Origin of the sequence: Nonomuraea sp. NPDC005983 (assembly GCF_040614375.1) — a bacterium.
Lineage (GTDB): Bacteria > Actinomycetota > Actinomycetes > Streptosporangiales > Streptosporangiaceae > Nonomuraea.
The window spans coordinates 1-18,190 of sequence record NZ_JBEXUP010000168.1 but is presented as its reverse complement, the minus strand read 5'-3'; the positions used below and the strand labels follow the sequence as shown (position 1 = coordinate 18,190).

General features: G+C 72.4%; 14 protein-coding genes and 1 pseudogene. 4 read left to right on the top strand and 11 right to left on the bottom strand.

Annotation, left to right across the window (positions count from 1 at the left end; all coding sequences use genetic code 11):
- Nucleotides 1-13: 13 nt before the first annotated feature.
- The 3 genes from ABZ297_RS41035 to ABZ297_RS41025 all read right to left on the bottom strand — a co-directional run bounded on the left by ABZ297_RS41035 (nucleotide 14) and on the right by ABZ297_RS41025 (nucleotide 3,006).
- Nucleotides 14-838: an enolase C-terminal domain-like protein gene (locus ABZ297_RS41035; protein WP_355357972.1), complete on the bottom strand. Its 825-nt coding sequence runs from the start codon at nucleotides 836-838 to the stop codon at nucleotides 14-16.
- A gap of 11 nt (nucleotides 839-849) precedes the next feature.
- Nucleotides 850-2,223 carry an MFS transporter gene (locus ABZ297_RS41030; RefSeq protein WP_355357969.1) on the bottom strand — a complete coding sequence of 458 codons (1,374 nt, stop codon included), beginning with the start codon at nucleotides 2,221-2,223 and terminating at the stop codon, nucleotides 850-852.
- Nucleotides 2,224-2,286: 63 nt separating this feature from the next.
- Nucleotides 2,287-3,006, bottom strand: a complete 720-nt coding sequence (locus ABZ297_RS41025) for a TetR/AcrR family transcriptional regulator (RefSeq protein WP_355357966.1) — start codon at nucleotides 3,004-3,006, stop codon at nucleotides 2,287-2,289.
- Between the two features lie 96 nt (nucleotides 3,007-3,102).
- Between ABZ297_RS41025 and ABZ297_RS41020 the strand changes: the two genes are divergently transcribed.
- Nucleotides 3,103-4,548 (top strand): MFS transporter, encoded by a 1,446-nt coding sequence (locus tag ABZ297_RS41020; protein ID WP_355357963.1) that lies wholly within the window; start codon nucleotides 3,103-3,105, stop codon nucleotides 4,546-4,548.
- A gap of 119 nt (nucleotides 4,549-4,667) precedes the next feature.
- Here the strand turns inward: ABZ297_RS41020 and ABZ297_RS41015 are convergent, their stop codons facing one another.
- From ABZ297_RS41015 to ABZ297_RS40995, 5 genes are read right to left on the bottom strand one after another with little or no spacing between them, the layout of a single operon-like run.
- Nucleotides 4,668-5,852 (bottom strand): VWA domain-containing protein, encoded by a 1,185-nt coding sequence (locus tag ABZ297_RS41015; RefSeq protein ID WP_355357960.1) that lies wholly within the window; start codon nucleotides 5,850-5,852, stop codon nucleotides 4,668-4,670.
- Complete coding sequence (locus ABZ297_RS41010) at nucleotides 5,845-8,358, bottom strand: DUF5682 family protein (RefSeq protein ID WP_355357957.1); 2,514 nt, start codon at nucleotides 8,356-8,358, stop codon at nucleotides 5,845-5,847. Before ABZ297_RS41010 ends, ABZ297_RS41015 begins: the two co-directional genes overlap by 8 nt.
- Complete coding sequence (locus ABZ297_RS41005) at nucleotides 8,355-9,419, bottom strand: AAA family ATPase (RefSeq protein ID WP_355357954.1); 1,065 nt, start codon at nucleotides 9,417-9,419, stop codon at nucleotides 8,355-8,357. Before ABZ297_RS41005 ends, ABZ297_RS41010 begins: the two co-directional genes overlap by 4 nt.
- Entirely contained in the window at nucleotides 9,416-10,786 is a 1,371-nt protein-coding gene (locus tag ABZ297_RS41000) for a DUF5691 domain-containing protein (RefSeq protein WP_355357951.1), read from the bottom strand. Before ABZ297_RS41000 ends, ABZ297_RS41005 begins: the two co-directional genes overlap by 4 nt.
- Complete coding sequence (locus ABZ297_RS40995) at nucleotides 10,783-12,141, bottom strand: SWIM zinc finger family protein (RefSeq protein ID WP_355357949.1); 1,359 nt, start codon at nucleotides 12,139-12,141, stop codon at nucleotides 10,783-10,785. Before ABZ297_RS40995 ends, ABZ297_RS41000 begins: the two co-directional genes overlap by 4 nt.
- A gap of 219 nt (nucleotides 12,142-12,360) precedes the next feature.
- On the opposite strand from ABZ297_RS40995, the gene ABZ297_RS40990 reads away from it, so the two are divergent.
- The 3 genes from ABZ297_RS40990 to ABZ297_RS40980 all read left to right on the top strand — a co-directional run bounded on the left by ABZ297_RS40990 (nucleotide 12,361) and on the right by ABZ297_RS40980 (nucleotide 15,941).
- Nucleotides 12,361-12,933 carry a cupin domain-containing protein gene (locus ABZ297_RS40990; RefSeq protein WP_355357946.1) on the top strand — a complete coding sequence of 191 codons (573 nt, stop codon included), beginning with the start codon at nucleotides 12,361-12,363 and terminating at the stop codon, nucleotides 12,931-12,933.
- 71 nt (nucleotides 12,934-13,004) lie between these two features.
- Nucleotides 13,005-14,540, top strand: a complete 1,536-nt coding sequence (locus ABZ297_RS40985) for an aldehyde dehydrogenase family protein (RefSeq protein ID WP_355357943.1) — start codon at nucleotides 13,005-13,007, stop codon at nucleotides 14,538-14,540.
- 108 nt (nucleotides 14,541-14,648) lie between these two features.
- Entirely contained in the window at nucleotides 14,649-15,941 is a 1,293-nt protein-coding gene (locus ABZ297_RS40980) for a CehA/McbA family metallohydrolase (protein WP_355357940.1), read from the top strand.
- Between the two features lie 59 nt (nucleotides 15,942-16,000).
- Here ABZ297_RS40980 and glnII read toward each other — a convergent pair whose 3' ends face one another.
- The 3 genes and pseudogenes from glnII to ABZ297_RS40965 all read right to left on the bottom strand — a co-directional run.
- Nucleotides 16,001-17,020, bottom strand: a complete 1,020-nt coding sequence (gene glnII, locus ABZ297_RS40975; RefSeq protein ID WP_355357937.1) for a glutamine synthetase — start codon at nucleotides 17,018-17,020, stop codon at nucleotides 16,001-16,003.
- A gap of 112 nt (nucleotides 17,021-17,132) precedes the next feature.
- Nucleotides 17,133-17,612 (bottom strand): hypothetical protein, encoded by a 480-nt coding sequence (locus ABZ297_RS40970; protein ID WP_355357934.1) that lies wholly within the window; start codon nucleotides 17,610-17,612, stop codon nucleotides 17,133-17,135.
- Nucleotides 17,613-17,734: 122 nt separating this feature from the next.
- Nucleotides 17,735-18,190 (bottom strand): annotated as a pseudogene (locus ABZ297_RS40965) (ATPase); the annotation flags it as partial.

Below are 18,190 nucleotides of genomic sequence, written 5' to 3'. Positions count from 1 at the left end.
GGCAGCCCCTAACTCAGGCCACCGCGCCCGACGGGGCGGTTGCTATTGCTGGGCGCCGGCCGCCCGTGCACTGGATGTCCCAGCCCGCGGCGGCGGCCCGGTCGTGGGCCCGGCGCACCTCGGACAGCGACGGGAAGGCGGACGGCCGGAGCAGGAGGACGCGTGCCGCCCGCAGCGTCAGGTAGTCGTCGAGCTCGGCCGTGGTGCGGACCTCCACCGCCACCGACGCCGCCACCTGGTCCTGCAGGGTGGCGTGCGCGTAGACGTCGCCCACGGGGAAGGGGCGTTCGATGACCTCGATGCCGTAGGAGTCGAGCGCGATGAGCTGGCCGTCCTCGGAGTAGGCGCCGCCGCAGTCGACCGCCAGCGTGAGCGCCGGGTACGCCTGCCGCACGGCCCGCACGGGCTCGACGTCCCAGCCGGGACGGATGTCCAGCGTGACGTGCCCGTAGCCCGCGCAGACCAGCTGGTTGACCCGCACCACCAGGCTCTCCAGCGACGGGTCGGGGCTGAGCCTGACGCTGGCCATCACCGAGGTGCGGGTGCCGCCGATCGCCTCGGCAAGGGGGACGCCGCGCATCCGGGTCCACAGGTCCCAGCAGGCCATGTCGACGGCCGGGTCGCCGCTGTGGACGGTGTCGGGGTGCTCCCAGTCGGTGCCGATGAGCAGCGCGCCGAGCGACTCCTCCAGCCTGGACCAGGTCTTCGGGTCGGGCGACAGGGCCTCGCCCCAGCCCGTCATGCCGCCGTGATCAGTGAGCTTCACGAGCAGGCTCTCCGACCGCCTGCCGAACGGCAGGACGAGCCGGAAAACCTCAAGCTCCCGAACTTGCGGCATGTACCCCCCTCTTATGACGCGGTTCCTTCCAGTGTGCCCGCCTTGGCCATGTGGGCAAAACGCGGTGCCACGAACGCCGCCAGGATGGCGAGGACGAAGGCGAAGGCCAGCCCCATGAGATAGGTCTCGCCGGTGGCCGTGAAGAGGGCGCCGGCGATCGCGACGGCGACGACGGTGAACACCGACTCGCCGACGCCGACGGCGGCCGTGTTCTGCCCCTCCTCCCCCTGCTTGGACATCTCCAGCACCAGGACGGAGACCGTCGGGTGCAGCGCGCCGATGCCGAGGCCGGAGATGGCCATGGCCACGTACGCCACGGCGAGGGGCACGGAGTCGATGAGCACGAGCGAGATCAGCGCGATGCCGGCGGCGATCATGAAGGCGCCGCCGCGCATGGCGGTCAGGTGGGAGATCGTGCCGCGTCCCTTGATCCAGGAGCCGGTGGACCAGCCGAGCGCGCCGACCGTCAGGACGATCCCGGCGCCGGTGGGCGTCAGGCCGCGCTCGCTGATCAGCATGAGCGGGATGAGGACCTCGGCCGCCATCAGCCCGCCGTAGGCCAGGCCGCGCAGCACGGGCGCGGACGGGAGCCCGCGGGCGGCCCTGAGCGCGCCGGCGGGCAGCAGCTTGGGCAGCGCCACGGCCAGCAGCACGAGCCCGGCCGCGAGCAGCGGGATCCCGCCGAGCTTGAGCGCGCTGCCGTACTGGATGAGCGCGGCGGCGACCGCGGTGAGCGTGGCCCACACCAGCTTGCGGCCCAGGCCGGGCGCGGGCTCGGCGTTGCCGCCGTCGAGGTCCCGTCCGGACGTGCCGCGCCAGAGCAGCAGACCGGCGGGGACGACGATCAGCGAGACGCCCAGGAAGATCCACCGCCAGTCGAAGTTCTGCACGACGAACCCGGCGATGGCCGGCCCCACCATGGACGGCACCACCCAGGCGGCGGAGAACAGCGAGAACACCCGGGGATGCATGGCCGCCGGGTACGCGCGGGCGACCAGCACGTACAGCGCGACCTGGACGAGGCCCGCGCCGAGGCCCTGGAGGAAGCGTCCGGCGACGAAGATCTCCATGTTGGCGGCGAACCCGGCGACAAGCAGCCCGGCGACGAAGCCGGCGATGCCGACGGCGATCGGCGCAAGCGGGCCCCGCACGTCGCTCCACCGCCCGCCGAGCACGGTGGCGATCACGCTGGCGGCGAGCGTGGCGCTGAAGGCCAGGTTGTACAGGTGCATGCCGCCGAGTTCGCGGGCGACCACGGGCATCGCCGTCGCGACCGCCATCGCCTCGAACGCCACCAGCATGACCAGCGCGACCAGCCCCACGCTGAGCGCCCGGTAACTGGACGAGACCACACTGACGGGAGGGGCTTCAACAGTACTTGTCATACCCGGCAACGTACGGCGAAGCCCCAGGCCGGCACATCGGGCGGCGGGCCTAGGCCCTTCGCCCTAAGGCATGAGGGGGTCGATGCCGCCCAGGAGGAGGTCGAGGCCGAACCGGAAGCGCTCCTCGCCGTCGGCGTCGATCAAGGCGTCGACGTGCCTGGTCACGAACGGGAACTGCGCCGGCGGCAGCGAGCCGTAGTAGTCGGCGATCTGCCCGATGAAGGACTCTATGTACTCCTTCGGATCAGACCGCCCGGAGGCACGCATCCTCGTCCAGTGCAGCGAGCCCTCGAAGGCGTCGCCGGAGATGTAGAGGGTGAGCCGGTCCAGCACGAGCGCGGCGTTGCCGGGCGACATGCCGGCCTCGATGAGCAGCCCGAGGAGGAACTCGCCGACGCGCAACGCGTTCGGCCCGGTGGGGATCGTGGCCAGCGCCGCCCTGGCCACGTCCGCGTGACCGCACAGCACCCTGTGGGCCTCCAGCGCGTACTCGCGGAGCTGCTCCCTCCAGCGGGACGGGTCTCGCTCCGGCAGCTTGATCTCGCCCAGCACCCGGTCGTAGATCAGCTCCAGCAGTTCTTCCTTGTTGGCCACGTGCGCGTAGAGCGAGGCGGGGCCGGTGTCGAGCTCCTGGGCGACGCGCCGCATGCTCAGCGCGTCGAAACCCTCGGCGTCGAGGACGTGCAGCCCGGTCTCGACGATGAGGTCCTGGCTGAGTTGTCGCTTGACGGGCTTGCGCGACCTGCGCCACGGCGGGGTGGGCACCTCTGCGTTGCTTCCCATGCCGAACACTGTACTTGACACGAACGCTGTTCGCCATTAAAACGATGTTCGTAACGAACGCCGTTCGTAAAGAAGAACACTGTTTTGGAGGACCTGATGACCGTCACCACCCCCCTGGCGAGCTCCGAACACCAGCGATACCGCTGGCGTTGGGTCGCGCTGTTCATCATCCTGGCCGCCGAGGTCATGGACCTGCTCGACGCGCTCGTCACCACCATCGCCGCCCCCACGATCCAGAAGGAGCTCGGCGGCACGTCCAGCCTGGTGCAGTGGCTGGGCGCCGGCTACACGCTGGCCATGGCCGTCGGCCTGATCACCGGTGGCAGGCTGGGCGACCTGTTCGGCCGCAAGCGGATGTTCGTCGTCGGCGCCCTCGGCTTCACCGCGATGTCCCTGGTCTGCGGCGTCGCGGCCAGCCCTGAGATGTTGATCGGCGGGCGGGTTCTGCAGGGCCTGTTCGGAGCCGTGATGCTTCCGCAGGGGCTCGGCCTGATCAAGGAGATGTTCCCGCCCGAGGAGATCGGCAAGGCGTTCGCCATGTTCGGGCCGGTGATGACGATCTCGTCCGTGGGCGGCCCGATCCTCGCCGGCTGGCTGGTCGACGCCGACCTGTGGGGCACCGGCTGGCGCATGATCTTCCTGATCAACCTGCCGGTCGGGCTCGCCGCCGCGCTCGCCGGGATGCGGTTCCTGCCCGAATACTGGCTCTCCGACGCCACCCGGCTCGACCTGCTCGGCGTCGTCCTCGTCTCCAGCGCAGGCTTCCTGCTCATCTACCCGCTCATCCAGGGCCGCGAGCTCGGCTGGCCCGTCTGGACGTTCCTCTCGATGGCCGCCTCCGTCGTGCTCTTCGCGCTGTTCGCCGTCTACGAGTCGCGCCGCGCCCGCTCCGGCAAGGACCCGCTGGTCACGCCCGGGCTGTTCCGCAAGCGCTCCTTCACCGGCGGGCTCATCGCCGGGCTGGCGTTCTTCTCCGGCTTGATCGGGCTGAGCCTGGTCTTCACCCTCTACACCCAGGTCGGGCTCGGCTACAGCCCGCTCAAGGCCGGTCTGACCGGCCTGCCGCAGGCCGTCGGCGGCGTCATCGGCTTCGGCCTGGCACTGTCCGGCCTGCAGGAGAAGCTCGGACGCGGCCTCCTCCAGATCGGCACCACCGTCATGGCCGCCGGCGCGGTCGTCCTCGGCCTGACCGTGCACTTCGCCGGCCTGGACGTCAGCCCCTGGCAGCTCGCCCCCGGCCTCGCCCTGGTCGGCATGGGCATGGGCCTGACGATGGCGCCGTTCTTCGACATCGTGCTGGCCGGGGTCGAGCCGCACGAGTCGGGCTCCGCCTCCGGCACGCTCACCGCGATCCAGCAGCTCGGCGGCGCGCTCGGCACCGCCGTCCTGGGGACGCTCTTCTTCAACCTGCTCAAGGACCAGTGGAGCTTCGGCTCGGCGATGCAGGTGACCGTCTGGGTCGAGGTCGGGCTGCTGGCCCTCACCTTCGCCCTGTCGTTCCTGCTTCCCCGCAAGGCCCGTCCCGGCCAGGCGGGCCACTGACCCGCCTGACGAGGGCGCGGGCCTTCCCACCAGGGAGCCCGCGCCCTCTCGGCGTCGACAGGGCACCTCCCCCGCTCCCGCCGCCTTCGAAAGGCAACCGAGGGACCTCGACTGTGCGGTCAGGAGCGTGCGCCGACGTGCCGTTCGGCCCACTGCGCGATGTCGCGGCGTTCGATCGCCGCCGCCATCAAGTCGGGGAAGGCGTCAGGTGTGCACGCGAACGCGGGGACGCCCATCGCCGCCAGCGCGGCGGCGTTCTCGTGGTCGTAGAACGGCGCGCCCTCGTCGGACAGCGCCAGCAGCACGATCACCTGGATCCCCGCCTGGGTCATCGCCGCCACCCTGCGCAGCATCTCCTGCCTGATCCCGCCCTCGTACAGGTCGCTGATCAGCACGAAGATGGAGTCGGACGGCCGGGTGATGAGCCCCTGGCAGTAGGCGATGGCCCTGTTGATGTCGGTGCCGCCGCCCAGTTGCGTGCCGAACAGCAGCTCCACCGGGTCGTGGAGCTGGTCGGTCAGGTCGACCACCGCCGTGTCGAACACCACGATGGACGTCCGCAGCGACCGCATCGAGGCCAGCACCGCGCCGAACACGCTGGAGTACACCACCGACGCCGCCATCGACCCGCTCTGGTCGACGCAGAGCACGACCTCCCGCTGGACCGCCCGCTGCCTGCGCGCGTACCCCACCAACCGGGACGGGACGACCGTGTTCCGCTCCGGCAGATAGTTCTTGAGGTTCGCCCGGATGGTCCGGTTCCAGTCGATGTCCGCCACCCGCTTGGGGCGGTGCGTCCTGGCCGAGCGGTCGAGCGCGCCGGTGACAGCGGCCCTGGTCTTCTGCGCCAGCCTGCGTTCCAGCTCCGCCACCACCGCGCGCACCACCGCCCTGGCGGACTCGCGCGCCTGCTCGGGCATGACCCGGTTGAGCGCGAGCAGGGTCCCGACGAGATGCACGTCGGGCTCCACGGCCTCGAGCATCTCCGGCTCCAGCAGCAGCCGGGTCAGGTTCAGCCGCTCGATCGCGTCCTTCTGCATCACCTGCACGACCGTGGACGGAAAGTACGTGCGGACGTCGCCCAGCCACCGCGCCACTCGCGGCGCCGACGCCCCCAGCCCGCCGGCCCGGCTGCCCTGCCCGTCGCCCCGCCCGTCGGGCCCACCGCCTCGGCCGCCCTGCCCGTCGTACAGCGCGGCCAGCGCGCCGTCCATCTTGGCGTCGGCGCCCTGCAGCCCGAACCCGGTGCCGTCGGCGTCGCCGCCGCCCAGCACCAGCCGCCACCTGCGCATCCGCTCATCCATGTGCCCTCCCCAGGATCGCTAGCACGGTCCGCGCAGCGGTGTCCGCGCGGCGCTCGTCGAGGCCCCGCTCGCCCGCGTCCTCCCGCCGCCCCGCCGAACGGACGCGCTCACCGATCGCCCTGCGTTCCGGCGCGGCGAAACCGGCGAAGGTACGGCGCAGCAGGGGCAGCACGTCGATGAACTGGTCACCGCCGAGCCCGCTGAGCCATCGGTCGACCAGCCGCAGCAGCCGAGGATCGTGCACCAGCAACAAGCCGCCACCGGCCAGGAACCCCTCGACCCAGGCGGCGGCCCGCGCGGGCGCCTGCCCACGGGACACGGCCCGCGACATCCGCTGCTCGGCGTCGTCGAGCTCCCCGGCGTCGAGCAGGATCCGCGTCAACCGTCCCTCGATGAGCCCGTGCAGATCGCCGCGGTCGCAGATCCCCTGCAACGCCCCCAGCCAGCGCGCCCGAGGCGCAGCCCTGCCGGCCTCGTCGAACGGCGCACCCCCGCCACCTCCAGCCGAAGCCCCCTCCCCACCATCGACGCCACCATCGACGCTGGCGCCGGCGCCAGGCACGGCATCGGCAGCGTCGCCGGTGGCGAACGGGGAATCCGCCTCGCTGGTAGCGCCCGTGGGAAGAGGTGGGGCCTCGTCAAGGAGGGCGACGGCGGCGTGGACCGCATCGATGTTGGTCAGGAGAGCCGCTGCGGCCGCATCGTCGAGGCCGGTGACCGCGACAGGAAGGCCGACGCGGATGCGGTCCAGCATCGAGTGCACGATGACCGCGAGCCCATCAGCCGAGGTGCCGCGCACGTCGCCGTAGCGATGCGCGCGAACCATCGCGGGCAGCGCCGTCATCAGGTGAGTGACGTCGGTGTCGAGCGCGGCCCTGGCCGACAGGGCCGCGAGCACCTCGGGCAGCGCGTCCGGGAGGTCGGCGAGCAGGCACTGTTCGACCAGCCCGGTCAGTTCGGCCAGCGAGACGCCCCCCGCCCCGGCCCCACCCGCCGAACCGCCCCGGCCCCCCGAAGGCGCGGCGGGCGGCACCGAGGGCCCGGCAGGCGACGCCGGGGCGGGTGGGGAGTTGGTGGCGAGGTCACGGGCGCGTTGGGTGGCCGCCGTCGCGACCGTCATCCCGAGGGCCGCCGCCTCGATGAGCGTGAGGTCGTACTCCGGCTGCCACGACAGGGTCCACGTCTCCCTGAACGTGCCCTTGCCCCGCGACTCCCCCTGCGTCGCCCACCCCACGCCCAGCAGCCGCAGCCGGTGCAGCAGGTGGCTGCGTTGCAGGTCGAGCGGTTTGCGCAGGTCGAGGTCGAGGGTGCGTTCCAGTGCCTCGGGCTTGAGCCGCAGCCGCCGCTGCTGGTCGCGGAGGTCGCGTTGGAGCGGCACCATAGGGGTGCCGTCGGTGACGTGGCCGAGCCGGTCGCCGACCACCAGGCGGCGCTGGATCAGCTCGACCGCCAGGTCGTCGCCCTCGCACAGCACGGCCCGGGTCGCCTGCGTCACCTCGTCCAGCCCGGCGAGCGGCCTGCCGCGAAGGGTGGCGAGGCCTTGCGCGAGGCGTACCGCCTCGATGACGTGCGCCGACGACACGGCCAGCCCCTCGTCGCGGAGCACCGCGGCGGCGTCGGCCAGCCACCGCTCCACGGGCCGGTCGGGGACGGTGAACAGGTGGTGGTACCAGCCCGGCGAGCTGATGCCGGCGCCGTAACCGCTCCACCAGGCCAGCCGCCCGTACGTCCAGGGCACCCAGGTCAGCTCGGCCTTCACCTTGGGCAGCCCGCGCAGGATCGCGTCGTCGGCCCTGGCCGGGGGCAGCGGCTCGGTCAGCGCGGGGACGTGCCATGCGCCGCACACCACCGCGATCCGTTCGAAGCCCTGCTTGACGGCGGCGCGGAGGGCCCGGCGCATGTACGCCTCGCGCCTGGCCTCGCGCTCGTCGGGCTCGTGCCCCTCGCGCACGGCGGTGACGGCCTCGGCGATCACCTCGAACGGCGTGTCGCCACGGTGCTCGACGACGTCCTCCCACCAGCGTTCGGGGTCGTCGTAACCGGCGGCCCGGGCGAGCGTCGCGATGGGATCGGCCCGAAGGTCCGAAATGTCCCGACCGTCACCGGTGCCCTGGCCACCCCCGCCATCGCCGTCGCCGTCATCAGCGTGGCCGCCCCCGCCTCCGCCCCCGCCCCCGCCTCCGTCGTCGTCACCATCGGCGAGCGTGTGAGACGCGGGCAGGTCGCAGAAACGCAGCGGAACGCCGGACGCCGTCGCGTACGTGATGGCCTGCCACTCAGGAGAGAACTCGGCGAACGGCCAGAACGCCGCACTGGACGGCCGGCCCGGGACGTGCGCGAGCAGCGCCACCGGCGGCTCCAGGTCGGGGGCGAGGGAGACGAGCGCGTCGGCCTCCGGCGGCCCCTCGACGAGGATCGTGTCAGGCCGGAGACGTTCGAGCTCACGCCGCACGGCCCGGGCCGATCCGGGGCCGTGGTGTCGTACTCCGAGGATGGAGATGCTCATGACACCTCGCGGCAGGCGCGGTAGAAGTCGCTCCAGTCGCGGCGCTCGCGCACGACGGTCTCCAGGTACTCGCGCCACACCACCCGATCCGACACCGGCTCCTGTACGACCGCGCCCACGATCCCGGCCGCCACGTCGGACGGCCGCAGCACCCCGTCGCCGAAGTGCGCGGCGAGCGCGATCCCGCTGGTGAGCACCGAGATCGCCTCGGCCGTCGAGAGCGTGCCGCTCGGCGACTTGACCTTGGTGCGGCCGTCCTCGGTCACGCCCGTGCGCAGCTCGCGGAAGACCGTCACGACGCGGCGGATCTCGGCCAGGCCCGTGGTGGTCTCGGGCAGCTCCAGCGACTGCCCGAGCTGGGCGACGCGGCGCGAGACGATGTCCACCTCCTCCTCGGCGGTGGCGGGGACGGGCAGCACGACCGTGTTGAAGCGGCGGCGCAGCGCGCTCGACAGCTCGTTGACGCCCCTGTCGCGGTCGTTGGCGGTGGCGATGACGTTGAAACCTCGCTCCGCCTGCACCTCGCGGTTCAGCTCGGGGATCGGCAGTGTCTTCTCCGACAGCACGGTGATCAGGGCGTCCTGGACGTCGGACGGCATGCGGGTGAGCTCCTCGACCCGGGCGATCCGGCCTTCGGACATGGCTCGCATCACGGGCGAAGGGGTCAATGCCTCGATCGAGGGGCCCTCGGCCAACAGCCTCGCGTAGTTCCAGCCGTACCGGATGGCTTCTTCCGCGGTTCCGGCCGTGCCCTGCACGAGCAGCGTCGAGTCGCCGCTGATCGCGGCGGCCAGGTGCTCCGACAGCCAGGTCTTGGCCGTGCCGGGCACGCCGAGCAGCAGCAGGGCGCGGTCGGTGGCGAGCGTGGCGACGGCGACCTCGACGATGCGGCGGGCGCCGACGTACTTGGGGGTGATGCGGTCGCCGTCGCCCAGGATGTACGCCGTCACCGCCCACGGCGACAGCTTCCAGCCGGGCGGCCTGGGACGGTCGTCGTCCTTGGCGAGCAGGGCCAGTTCCTCCGCGTACTGGGCTTCCGCGTGGGGGCGCAGGACGGTCATGCAAGCTCCTTGGTCATGTCGGCACGGAACCGCAGCAGGGCGGCGACCTGCTGGATGGGTTGCTCGGGCGAGTAGCGTTCCGCCAGGTCGCAGAGCGCGGGGTCGATGCGCTCGCCGGCGAGCTTGACCAGCTCGCCGAGGTTCCACGGCTGGCTGCTCGCCACCTTGAGGATCTTGCGGAGGACGGCGGTGGCCAGGCCCTCGCGCCAGTGCGGGGAGACGCCGCCCAGCACCATGATCAACTGACTGTCAACATCATGGTTTTTCACGAAATTAGCCGCTAGTTCCTGCTGCTCGTTCGGCCCCAGGGCGCCGAGGAGGTCGGCGATCGGGTCCCAGGCGAACATCGCCCGCGCCCACTCCGGGTCGCGTTGCAGGACGGCGGCGCGCACCCAGGCCGTGCGGACCTCGGAGTCCCAGTCGGGGATCTTCATCGCGAGCAGCCTCGCGGCCGCCTGCCCCCAGGTGGCCAGCGGCGCGCGGGCGACGACCTGCTGCAACCACCAGGCCCGCTCCCCGATGCCGCGCGGCGGCTTCGGCCGGACGCCGTCGCGCTCCATCGCCCTGTCGCACTCCCCGGGCGGTTCGACGACGATCGTGTCGCCGGCGATCGTCAGGCAGGCGCGGGCGCGTTCCGCCATGCGCCGCGCCAGGCGCGACCCGGGCAGGCGGGTGAGCAGGTTCGCGGCCTCCTGGCGTACCTCTCGCCTGCGGTCGTCGAGGGCCGCCTCCAGGAACGCTTCGTCGTCCATGGACAGGCCGTCGGCCAGCAACTCGATGAACTCCGTGCGGTCGTCAGGAGTCTCGCGCGCCCAGGTGCTCTCGAGCAGCTCCCTCGCGCGCGCCGGGTCGGCGGCCCTGAGCCGCCGCAGGTGGGCGCGCCTGTCGGCGGCGCCGCCCAGCTCCCAGGTCTCGCCGGTCGGCTCTTCCAGCAGGTAGGCCCAGGACGGGTTGCGCCCGGCCAGCCACCTCCCGCGCTGCCCTGCAAGGACGCCCAGGTGAGCCCTGATCGACCGGTCACGGCCGCCCCGGTCGAGCAGCTCCGGCAGCACGTACGCGGGCACCCGCCGCCCGGAGGCCGCGGCGGCGGCCAGCCACTCGGGCAGCAGCCGGCCGTACTCGCCGCCCAGAATCCGCACCAGCCGCTCGGCCGCCCTCCGCGACGCAGCCTCCCGCTCCTCCTCAGCCGCGGGCTGCTCCTCGGCCGTGGCGCGCGGAACGGCCTGCTCCGTGGAGACGTCCGTCAGGAGGCGCCGGCCCGCGCGCCGGCGCGCCACCTCCACGGCCGCGTCCTCCAGCAACGCCTCCGGGTACGGACGGCGGTCGGTGCCGACCAGCGCCGTGGACGCCAGATCCTCCCAGCTCACAGGAGCACCGCCGTTTCTTCGTCGTCCCACGTGGTGAGCGGGCGCAGGCCGTTAGGAGTCCACTCGGCGGCGACCGTCACGGGGTGGCCGCCGGAGACGGCGATCAGCCGCCACGGGTCGCGCCCGCCCGGATGCAGTGGGAGGCCGCCCAGTTCGTCACCGCCGGGGACGACCTCGCGCAGGACGAGCGGCCACGAGTCGGTCCACGGATCTTCCGACAGGGCGGCGGCCACCTCGTCGAGGGCCTCCTCCGGGGACACTCCCGGCGGCCGGCCGCCGGGTGCCGGCTGGGCGTGGCGGGCGGCCACCAGGGCGCGCAACGGGGCGGAACCGGGGTAGAAGGCGAGGTCGGCGTCGACCGCCGTGCCCGTGACCAGGGAGGCGTCGAGGGGTTGGCCTTGCGGGGCGAACGACAGGACCAGAGCCGCTCTGCCCGTGCTCCGGCCGCGCAGCCAGACCTTCCGGGACGTCAGCCGCCCCTGCTCCTCGTCGCGCCTGCCCAGGACGTGCCATTCGTCACGCACCGCCGGGCTCGCCAGCACCTCCTCGCGCGTGACGGGAAAGCCGGCACGCGTCATGACGGTCTGCGCGAGGCTCGGCGGGAGCTCGGCACGGCGCCTGTAGGCCACGGCGAGGAGGTTGATCAGGGCGTACTCCTCCAGCAGGCGCTCGGGCCAGTCGTCCTGCCTGCGGACGTGCGACAGGCGGGCGACCATTCCGGCGACGCCGGGAGCCTGGGCGTCGACGAGGCGTTTGGCCAGACCGTCCCAGTCGCTGTCGGCGGCCGCGGCGAGCCCCTGGCGCACCTGGTCGGCCAGCCACCGCTCCAGTTCGCCCAGCCCCGCCGCGACGCGCCCCTCCCGCACCGACTCCGCCCGCCGACCGCCCGGCCCGGCACCGCCTCTGGCCGAACCGGCGCCCGCACCAGCCGAGCCTCCCTCTCCATCAGAACCGGATCCCTCCCCAAGGGCCCGCGCGGCCTCATCCCGCGCGGCCTCGATCTTCGCGGCCGACCTGGCGGCGCGGTCGGCACGCTGAACCAGCCACTCGGACACCCACGGCGGCACCACGTCAGTGACCGGGACCCCGTCGGCCGACCACAACAACAGCAGGCCCAGCGCGTGCTTGCAGGGGAACTTCCGGCTCGGGCAGCTACACCGGTACGCGGGCTCGGTCAGGTCGACGCTCGCCTGGTACGGCTTCGCACCGCTTCCCCGGCACTCCCCGAAGAGCACGCTGTCTGTCACGCCGCGCAACGACCACTTGCCAGGCGCCCCCACGCCTTGCGCCGCCTTCTGGGACGACGTGTCGGGGGCGAGGGCGAGCACCTGATCACGGCTCCACCGTTCGATCACTCGCCGCACATTAGCCAGCCCGACCGACATTTCCCGGCCCACCGCGAAGCACGATCACAGCCCACCGGCACCAGCAGCCAAAGCGGCAGCCGACCAGCGCCGATGCGCGCCTGAGCCGACATCTCGCATGCCACCGCCGCGTTGGCGCTCCGAGAGGCGATGCCGGAGGCGGGCCGGGGCGGGGAGCCTTGTGGTGTTCAGAGCGGAGACGTCGTCGGGGTGACCTACAATCGGCTGGTGGAGCTGATGATCTACCCGGATGGGCCGTCGATCGAAGTGGCCGGCGAGAGCGAGGCGCTGGCCAGCGGCCTGGACGGGCAGCTCGTCCTCGACGGCACCCGATTCCTCCGCCGTGACGTCACCGGCGCGCCCGTCGCCTTCGTCGAGCGCCCGCCCATCGCCAGGGAGCTTGATCTTCTCCCCCACCCCGAGGGCGGCTGGTTCCGTGAGACCTGGCGCTCCCCCGTCTCTTTCACTCCCGACTCCTATCCCGGCCCCCGCGCCAGCGCCACCGGCATCTACTTCCTGCTCCAACACGGCGAGGAGTCGGTGCCGCACATGGTCCGGTCCGACGAGGTGTGGTTCTGGCACCGGGGCGGCCCGCTGGCGCTGACCATCGGCGATGCGACGGTCGTCCTCGGTCCGCTGGTGGAGGAGGGGCAGGTGCCGCAGGCCGTCGTCCCCGGCGGGGTCTGGCAGTCGGCCCGCCCTGCGGCGGACGTGGGGGTGCTGGTGAGCTGCGTGGTCTCGCCGGGCTTCGACTTCGCCGACTTCACGGCCGACCAGGGATAGCAGGGCCGCCGCGGTTTGAGATTCCGGGGCGAGGTGATTGTCTGTCCGAAAGAGCTATGAGGAGGTCCTCGGTGAGCCGAAAGATCGTCTCCATCGTCGGCGGCAAGGACGCCGCCGGCACCGCCACCTACGCATCCACCAACCCCGCCCGCACCGGCGACGTGGTGGCCCAGGTCGGGCTGGCCGACGCCGACACCTTCGCCGCCGCCTGCCGCACCGCGAAGGAGGCGCAGCGGGAGTGGGCCAGGGTGCCGGCGCCGGTGCGGGGGCGGGTGATCGCGTCCATCGGGCGGCTGGTCGAGGCGAACGCCGAGCGGCTGGCCCACCTCGTCACCGAGGAGATCGGCAAGCCGTACGCCGAGGCTCTGGGCGAGGTGCGGGAGATCGTCGACACGTGCGACTTCTTCCTGGGCGAGGGCCGGCGGCTGTACGGGCAGACCGTCCCGTCCGAGATGCCGGACAAGAACCTGTTCACGTTCCGGAACCCGATCGGGGTCGCGGCGGTGATCACCGCCGGGAACTTCCCGGTCGCGGTGCCGTCGTGGTACCTCGTCCCGGCGCTGCTGTGCGGGAACGCCGTGGTGTGGAAGCCCGCCGAGTACGCCGCCGCCAGCGCGCACGCGATGTTCCAGCTGTTCGTCGCGGCGGGGCTGCCCGACGGCGTGCTGAACGTGGTCTTCGCCGACGGGGCCGCGACGTTCCGCGGGCTGGAGGTGGCGCTGGGCGAGGGCACGGTGCACAAGGTCGGCTTCACCGGGTCCAGCGAGGTCGGGCGGAAGGTCGGTGAGCTGACCGGGCGGCACCTGCAGTCCGCCTGCCTGGAGCTGGGCGGCAAGAACCCGATGGTGATCATGCCGGACGCCGATCTCGACCTCGCCGTCGAGGGCGCGCTGTTCTCCGGTTTCGGGACGGCCGGGCAGCGCTGCACCAGCCTGGGCACGGTGATCGTGCACGAGAGCGTCCACGACCGGTTCGTCGAGCGGTTCGCGCAGGCCGTCAGAGAGGCGAAGATCGGCGACCCTGAAGGCGACGTGCTCGCCGGGCCGCTGCTGGACCAGAAGTTCGCGGACCGGTACGAGGAGTACCTGACCTGGATCCAGCCCCACCACACCGTCGTGTCCGGAAATATCGGCAGAATCTCCAAGGAGAACCCTCACCACGACTTCACCGGCGACGAGGGGCTGTACTACCACCCGGTGGTGGTCGACGGGGTGCGGCCGACCGACCAGCTGTTCCTGGAGGAGACGTTCGGCCCGATCGTCGGCGTGACGACCTTCCAGAGCCTCGACGAGGCGATCGAGCTGGCCAACCTGCCCGGCTACGGCCTGTCGAGCTCGATCTACACGACCGACCCCCGGCACGCCTTCCGCTTCCGCGAGGGCATCTCGGCCGGCATGGTCAGCGTCAACAACTCCACGTCGGGCGCCGAGGCGCACCTGCCCTTCGGCGGCAACGGCAAGTCGGGCAACGGCAGCCGCCAGTCGGGCATGTGGGTGCTCGACCAGTTCACCCGCTGGCAGGCGATGAACTGGGACCACTCAGGCCGCCTGCAGAAGGCCCAGATGGACGTCGCCGACATCACCCCGGATATGGACTTCCGGCTCTAGTTCCTACCACCTGGAGGTAAGAAAGCCACTCCGCCGGGATTCATGGGTCTTCCGGCGGAGTGCAGGTCGTGCCACGATATCGGCGCCTTCGATTACGGGGAGAAGCCGATGCGTAACGATGCGACACTAACGAGCCGGACGATTCGCCTGCGGGCGGGCTTTCCCTGCCGGTGGAGCGTCTGGTCCGCCGACGGCCGCGGCTGGTACCCCAAAGGCGTCTCGCCGGCGCGCGACCTCGACGGACTGCCCTACTTCCACGGCGACGACCTGGTGATCGAGGTCCCGCCGGAACGGCTGACGGTCAGGGCGGCACGGGGCATGGAGTACGACCGGGCCGAGACGACGCTGGTGCCCGGCGACGGCGAGACGCTGGTCGAACTGGCTCCACGGCGCATCTACGACGCGGCGGCGCACGGCTGGTACGGCGGCGACCTGCACGTCCGCCTGAACCGCCCGTCGCAGTGGGTGGCCGACTCGCAGCACGGCGAGGACCTGCACGTGGTCAACCTGCTGCCCGGCGACGGCGAGCCGATGGACTGCTGGACAGGCCGCGACCTGCCCTGGTCCGACGACACCCACGTGGCCAGGGTGGACCTCGCGCACCACACGCTCGGCATCGACGACCCCGGCGACTGCCTGACCAAGCTGCGCGAGCGGGGCGCGCTCATCGGCTACGCCAACGCCTTCCGCGGCCCGGTCGAGACGCCCGAGCAGCTCGTGGGCCTCGGCGACCCGGGGTTCGACGCGCGGCTGTCGGTGGTCGACGCGGCGCTCGGCCTGGTCGACAGCTTCTCCTCGGCGATCGGCTCGGCGCCCGCCTACCGGCGGCTGATCGGCGCGGGCAACCGGATCGCCGCCGTCGCGGGCGCCGCGCACCGGCTCGGGCCGATCGGCCGCGAGCGCACGTACGCGCACGTCGCCGGCCGGCTCACCGCGGAGTCCTACGCGGCGGCGGTGCGCCATGGCCGCACGTTCGCCACCACCGGGCCGTTCCTGGAGCTGTCGGCCAACGGCCACGGCCCCGGCTCCACACTGAACCTCACGCCCGGAACCCGGCTGCGGGTCACGGGCCGGGTGATCGGCCCGGGCGTGGAGACCGTCCGGTTGCTGACAGCCGACGGCGAGCTGACGTCGGGGCCGCCCGGCGAGGTGGCGGCCGAGCTAACGGCCATCTGGCCGACCTACGTGGTGGCGGTGGCGGAGGGCGGCGGCCAGGTGCGGGCGCACACGAGCCCGGTCTACCTGGACGTCGAGAAGCGCCGGGTGGCCAGGGAGGAGGACGTGACGTTCTGCCTGCGCTGGCTGGAACTGCTGGAGGACCTGATCAGGGACCGGGTCGGCACGGGCTACCTGGCGGTCGTGGCGGAGGCCCGCAGGGTCTACGAGTCACGGCTGGCATGAGGGAACGCGGGCCCCATCGGGGGTGCCCGCGTTCCCTCTTACGGCTTTCGCGCCTTCGGTCAGACCTGGCCGGCCTTCTCCAGGGCGGCGCAGCAGGTGTTCACCAGCAGGCGGGTGACCACGTACGGGTCGACGTTGGCGTTCGGGCGGCGGTCCTCGATGTAGCCCTTCTTGTCGACCTCGACCTGCCACGGGATGCGGACCGAGGCGCCGCGGTCGGAGACGCCGTAGGTGTACTTGTTCCAGGGGGCGGTCTCGTGGGCGCCGGTCAGGCGGCTCTCGATGCCCGCGCCGTACTGTGTGATGTGCTCCGTCGGCTTGTCGCCCTCGCCGAGCGCCTCGCAGGCCGTGATAATCGCGTCGTAGCTCTCGCGCATGGCCTTGGTGGAGAAGTTGGTGTGCGCGCCGGCGCCGTTCCAGTCGCCGCGGGCGGGCTTGGCGTCGAGCGTGGCCTCCACGCCGAACTCCTCGGCGGTGCGGTAGAGCAGCCAGCGGGCGATCCACATGTGGTCCGACACGTCGAGCGGGCCGGCCGGGCCGATCTGGAACTCCCACTGGCCGGGCATGACCTCGGCGTTGATGCCGGAGATCTCCAGGCCGGCGGCGAGGCAGCGGTCGAGGTGCAACTCGACGATGTCGCGGCCGAAGATGGCGTCGGCGCCGACACCGCAGTAGTAGGGGCCCTGCGGGGCGGGGAAGCCGCCCTCGGGGAAGCCGAGCGGGCGGCTGCCCTTGAAGAAGGTGTACTCCTGCTCGATGCCGAACCAGGAGTCCTGGTCGGCGAACTGCTCGGCGATGGGGCGGAGCAGGGCGCGGGTGTTGCTCTCGTGCGGGGTGCCGTCGATCTCCTCGACCTCGCACAGGACGAGCACGTTGGCGCCGCCGCGGATCGGGTCGGGGCAGGTGAACACCGGGCGGAGCACGCGGTCGGACGAGTGGCCCTTGGCCTGGTTGGTGCTGGAACCGTCGAAGCCCCAGACGGGAGGCTCGGCCCCGTCGGCCAGGATCTTCGTCTTCGAGCGGAGCAGTGCGGTGGGCTCGGTTCCGTCGATCCAGATGTACTCAGCCTTGTAGCTCACAACGGTCCTTTCCGAATTCTTCACAGCCACGCCGAGTCTTATGGACGACCGTTTCCCGGTTTTTGCCCGAATGTGAACGCTGTGTTAATCCCGTAGCGCACGGCGCGTGCGATCAGCTCTCCCGCACGTTGCCGCCCGCGTCCACGGTGAGCATCGCGTTCGGGCCGCCCTCGCCGCACTCCGGGCCGTTCGGGAAGCGGCCCTTGGGGGTGACCCGCACCGTCGTGTCCAGCAGGGACGCGCCGCGCGCGCCCCGCAGGGTGAGCCGGACCTCGACCGGGCGCTTGGGGAGGCCCGCGACGTCCGCGAAGCCGTGCTTCTCGGCGGTGGGGACGGCGACGGCCGAGCACGCCTCGCCCGAGCAGGTCTGCTCGCCCGCCCGCGACCCTTGGTAGAGCTCCAGCCGGGGTCGCCGGCAGGAGCCGTCCCAGCACACCTCCACGGTGGCGGACCTCACCTTGGCGGCGAGCGGCGCTGCCACGCTCAGCCCGACGCCGACGGGGGTGCCGACCAGGGTGCAGGGGCGGAGCGGCTCCGAGGCACATCCGGTCAGCACTGCTGCGGCGGCGACGATCACGGCAAGTCTGCGCACACCCGTTACGACGCGGCCCGCCCCCGCCCGGTTCAAGCCGTTTCCGAACAGGGTCCCGTCGCGGACCCGCGCCGCCGCCCCCTGCCCACGTTCCCGTCGCGGATCCGCGCCGCCGCCGGCCTCTACCTTCCGTCCTTGCCGTTGCCGTCGTAGCCGAGCAGTCGCATGGCGGTGTCGGGGTCCAGCGCCGCGGCCAGGAGTTGGGCCCTGGCGTGGGCTTGGTCGCGTTCGCGTTCCGTCCTGGCCTGCGCGGCACGCAGCCCCTTGACGGCGACGAACGCCAGCCCGCCGCCGACGATGACCGCGACCACGACGACGAACAGCACGAGCAGCAGCCCCGGCGACGCCAGCCCGGACGGCGGTGAGACGCCCGTGGCCGCGAACCCGGCGACGAGCGCCGCGGCCACCAGCGTGAGGAGGCTGGCGACGACCACCCAGACGCGGGGCCTGCGCTGCGGGGATGCGACGGGGGATGCGACCGGGGGCCCGGGCGTCGGCGCGTACGCGGGCGCGACGGGCGCAGGCTCCGGCGCCCACGGCACGAACTCGGGACGTCCAGGCTGGCCGGGCGCGGCGAC

Excerpts from the sequence above, each read along its gene's own strand:
- ABZ297_RS41035 (WP_355357972.1), bottom strand. The coding sequence starts at position 838 with ATGCCGCAAGTTCGGGAGCTTGAGGTTTTCCGGCTCGTCCTGCCGTTC.
- ABZ297_RS41030 (WP_355357969.1), bottom strand. The coding sequence starts at position 2,223 with ATGACAAGTACTGTTGAAGCCCCTCCCGTCAGTGTGGTCTCGTCCAGT.
- ABZ297_RS41025 (WP_355357966.1), bottom strand. The coding sequence starts at position 3,006 with ATGGGAAGCAACGCAGAGGTGCCCACCCCGCCGTGGCGCAGGTCGCGC.
- ABZ297_RS41020 (WP_355357963.1), top strand. The coding sequence starts at position 3,103 with ATGACCGTCACCACCCCCCTGGCGAGCTCCGAACACCAGCGATACCGC.
- ABZ297_RS41015 (WP_355357960.1), bottom strand. The coding sequence starts at position 5,852 with ATGGATGAGCGGATGCGCAGGTGGCGGCTGGTGCTGGGCGGCGGCGAC.
- ABZ297_RS41010 (WP_355357957.1), bottom strand. The coding sequence starts at position 8,358 with ATGAGCATCTCCATCCTCGGAGTACGACACCACGGCCCCGGATCGGCC.
- ABZ297_RS41005 (WP_355357954.1), bottom strand. The coding sequence starts at position 9,419 with ATGACCGTCCTGCGCCCCCACGCGGAAGCCCAGTACGCGGAGGAACTG.
- ABZ297_RS40980 (WP_355357940.1), top strand. The coding sequence starts at position 14,649 with ATGCGTAACGATGCGACACTAACGAGCCGGACGATTCGCCTGCGGGCG.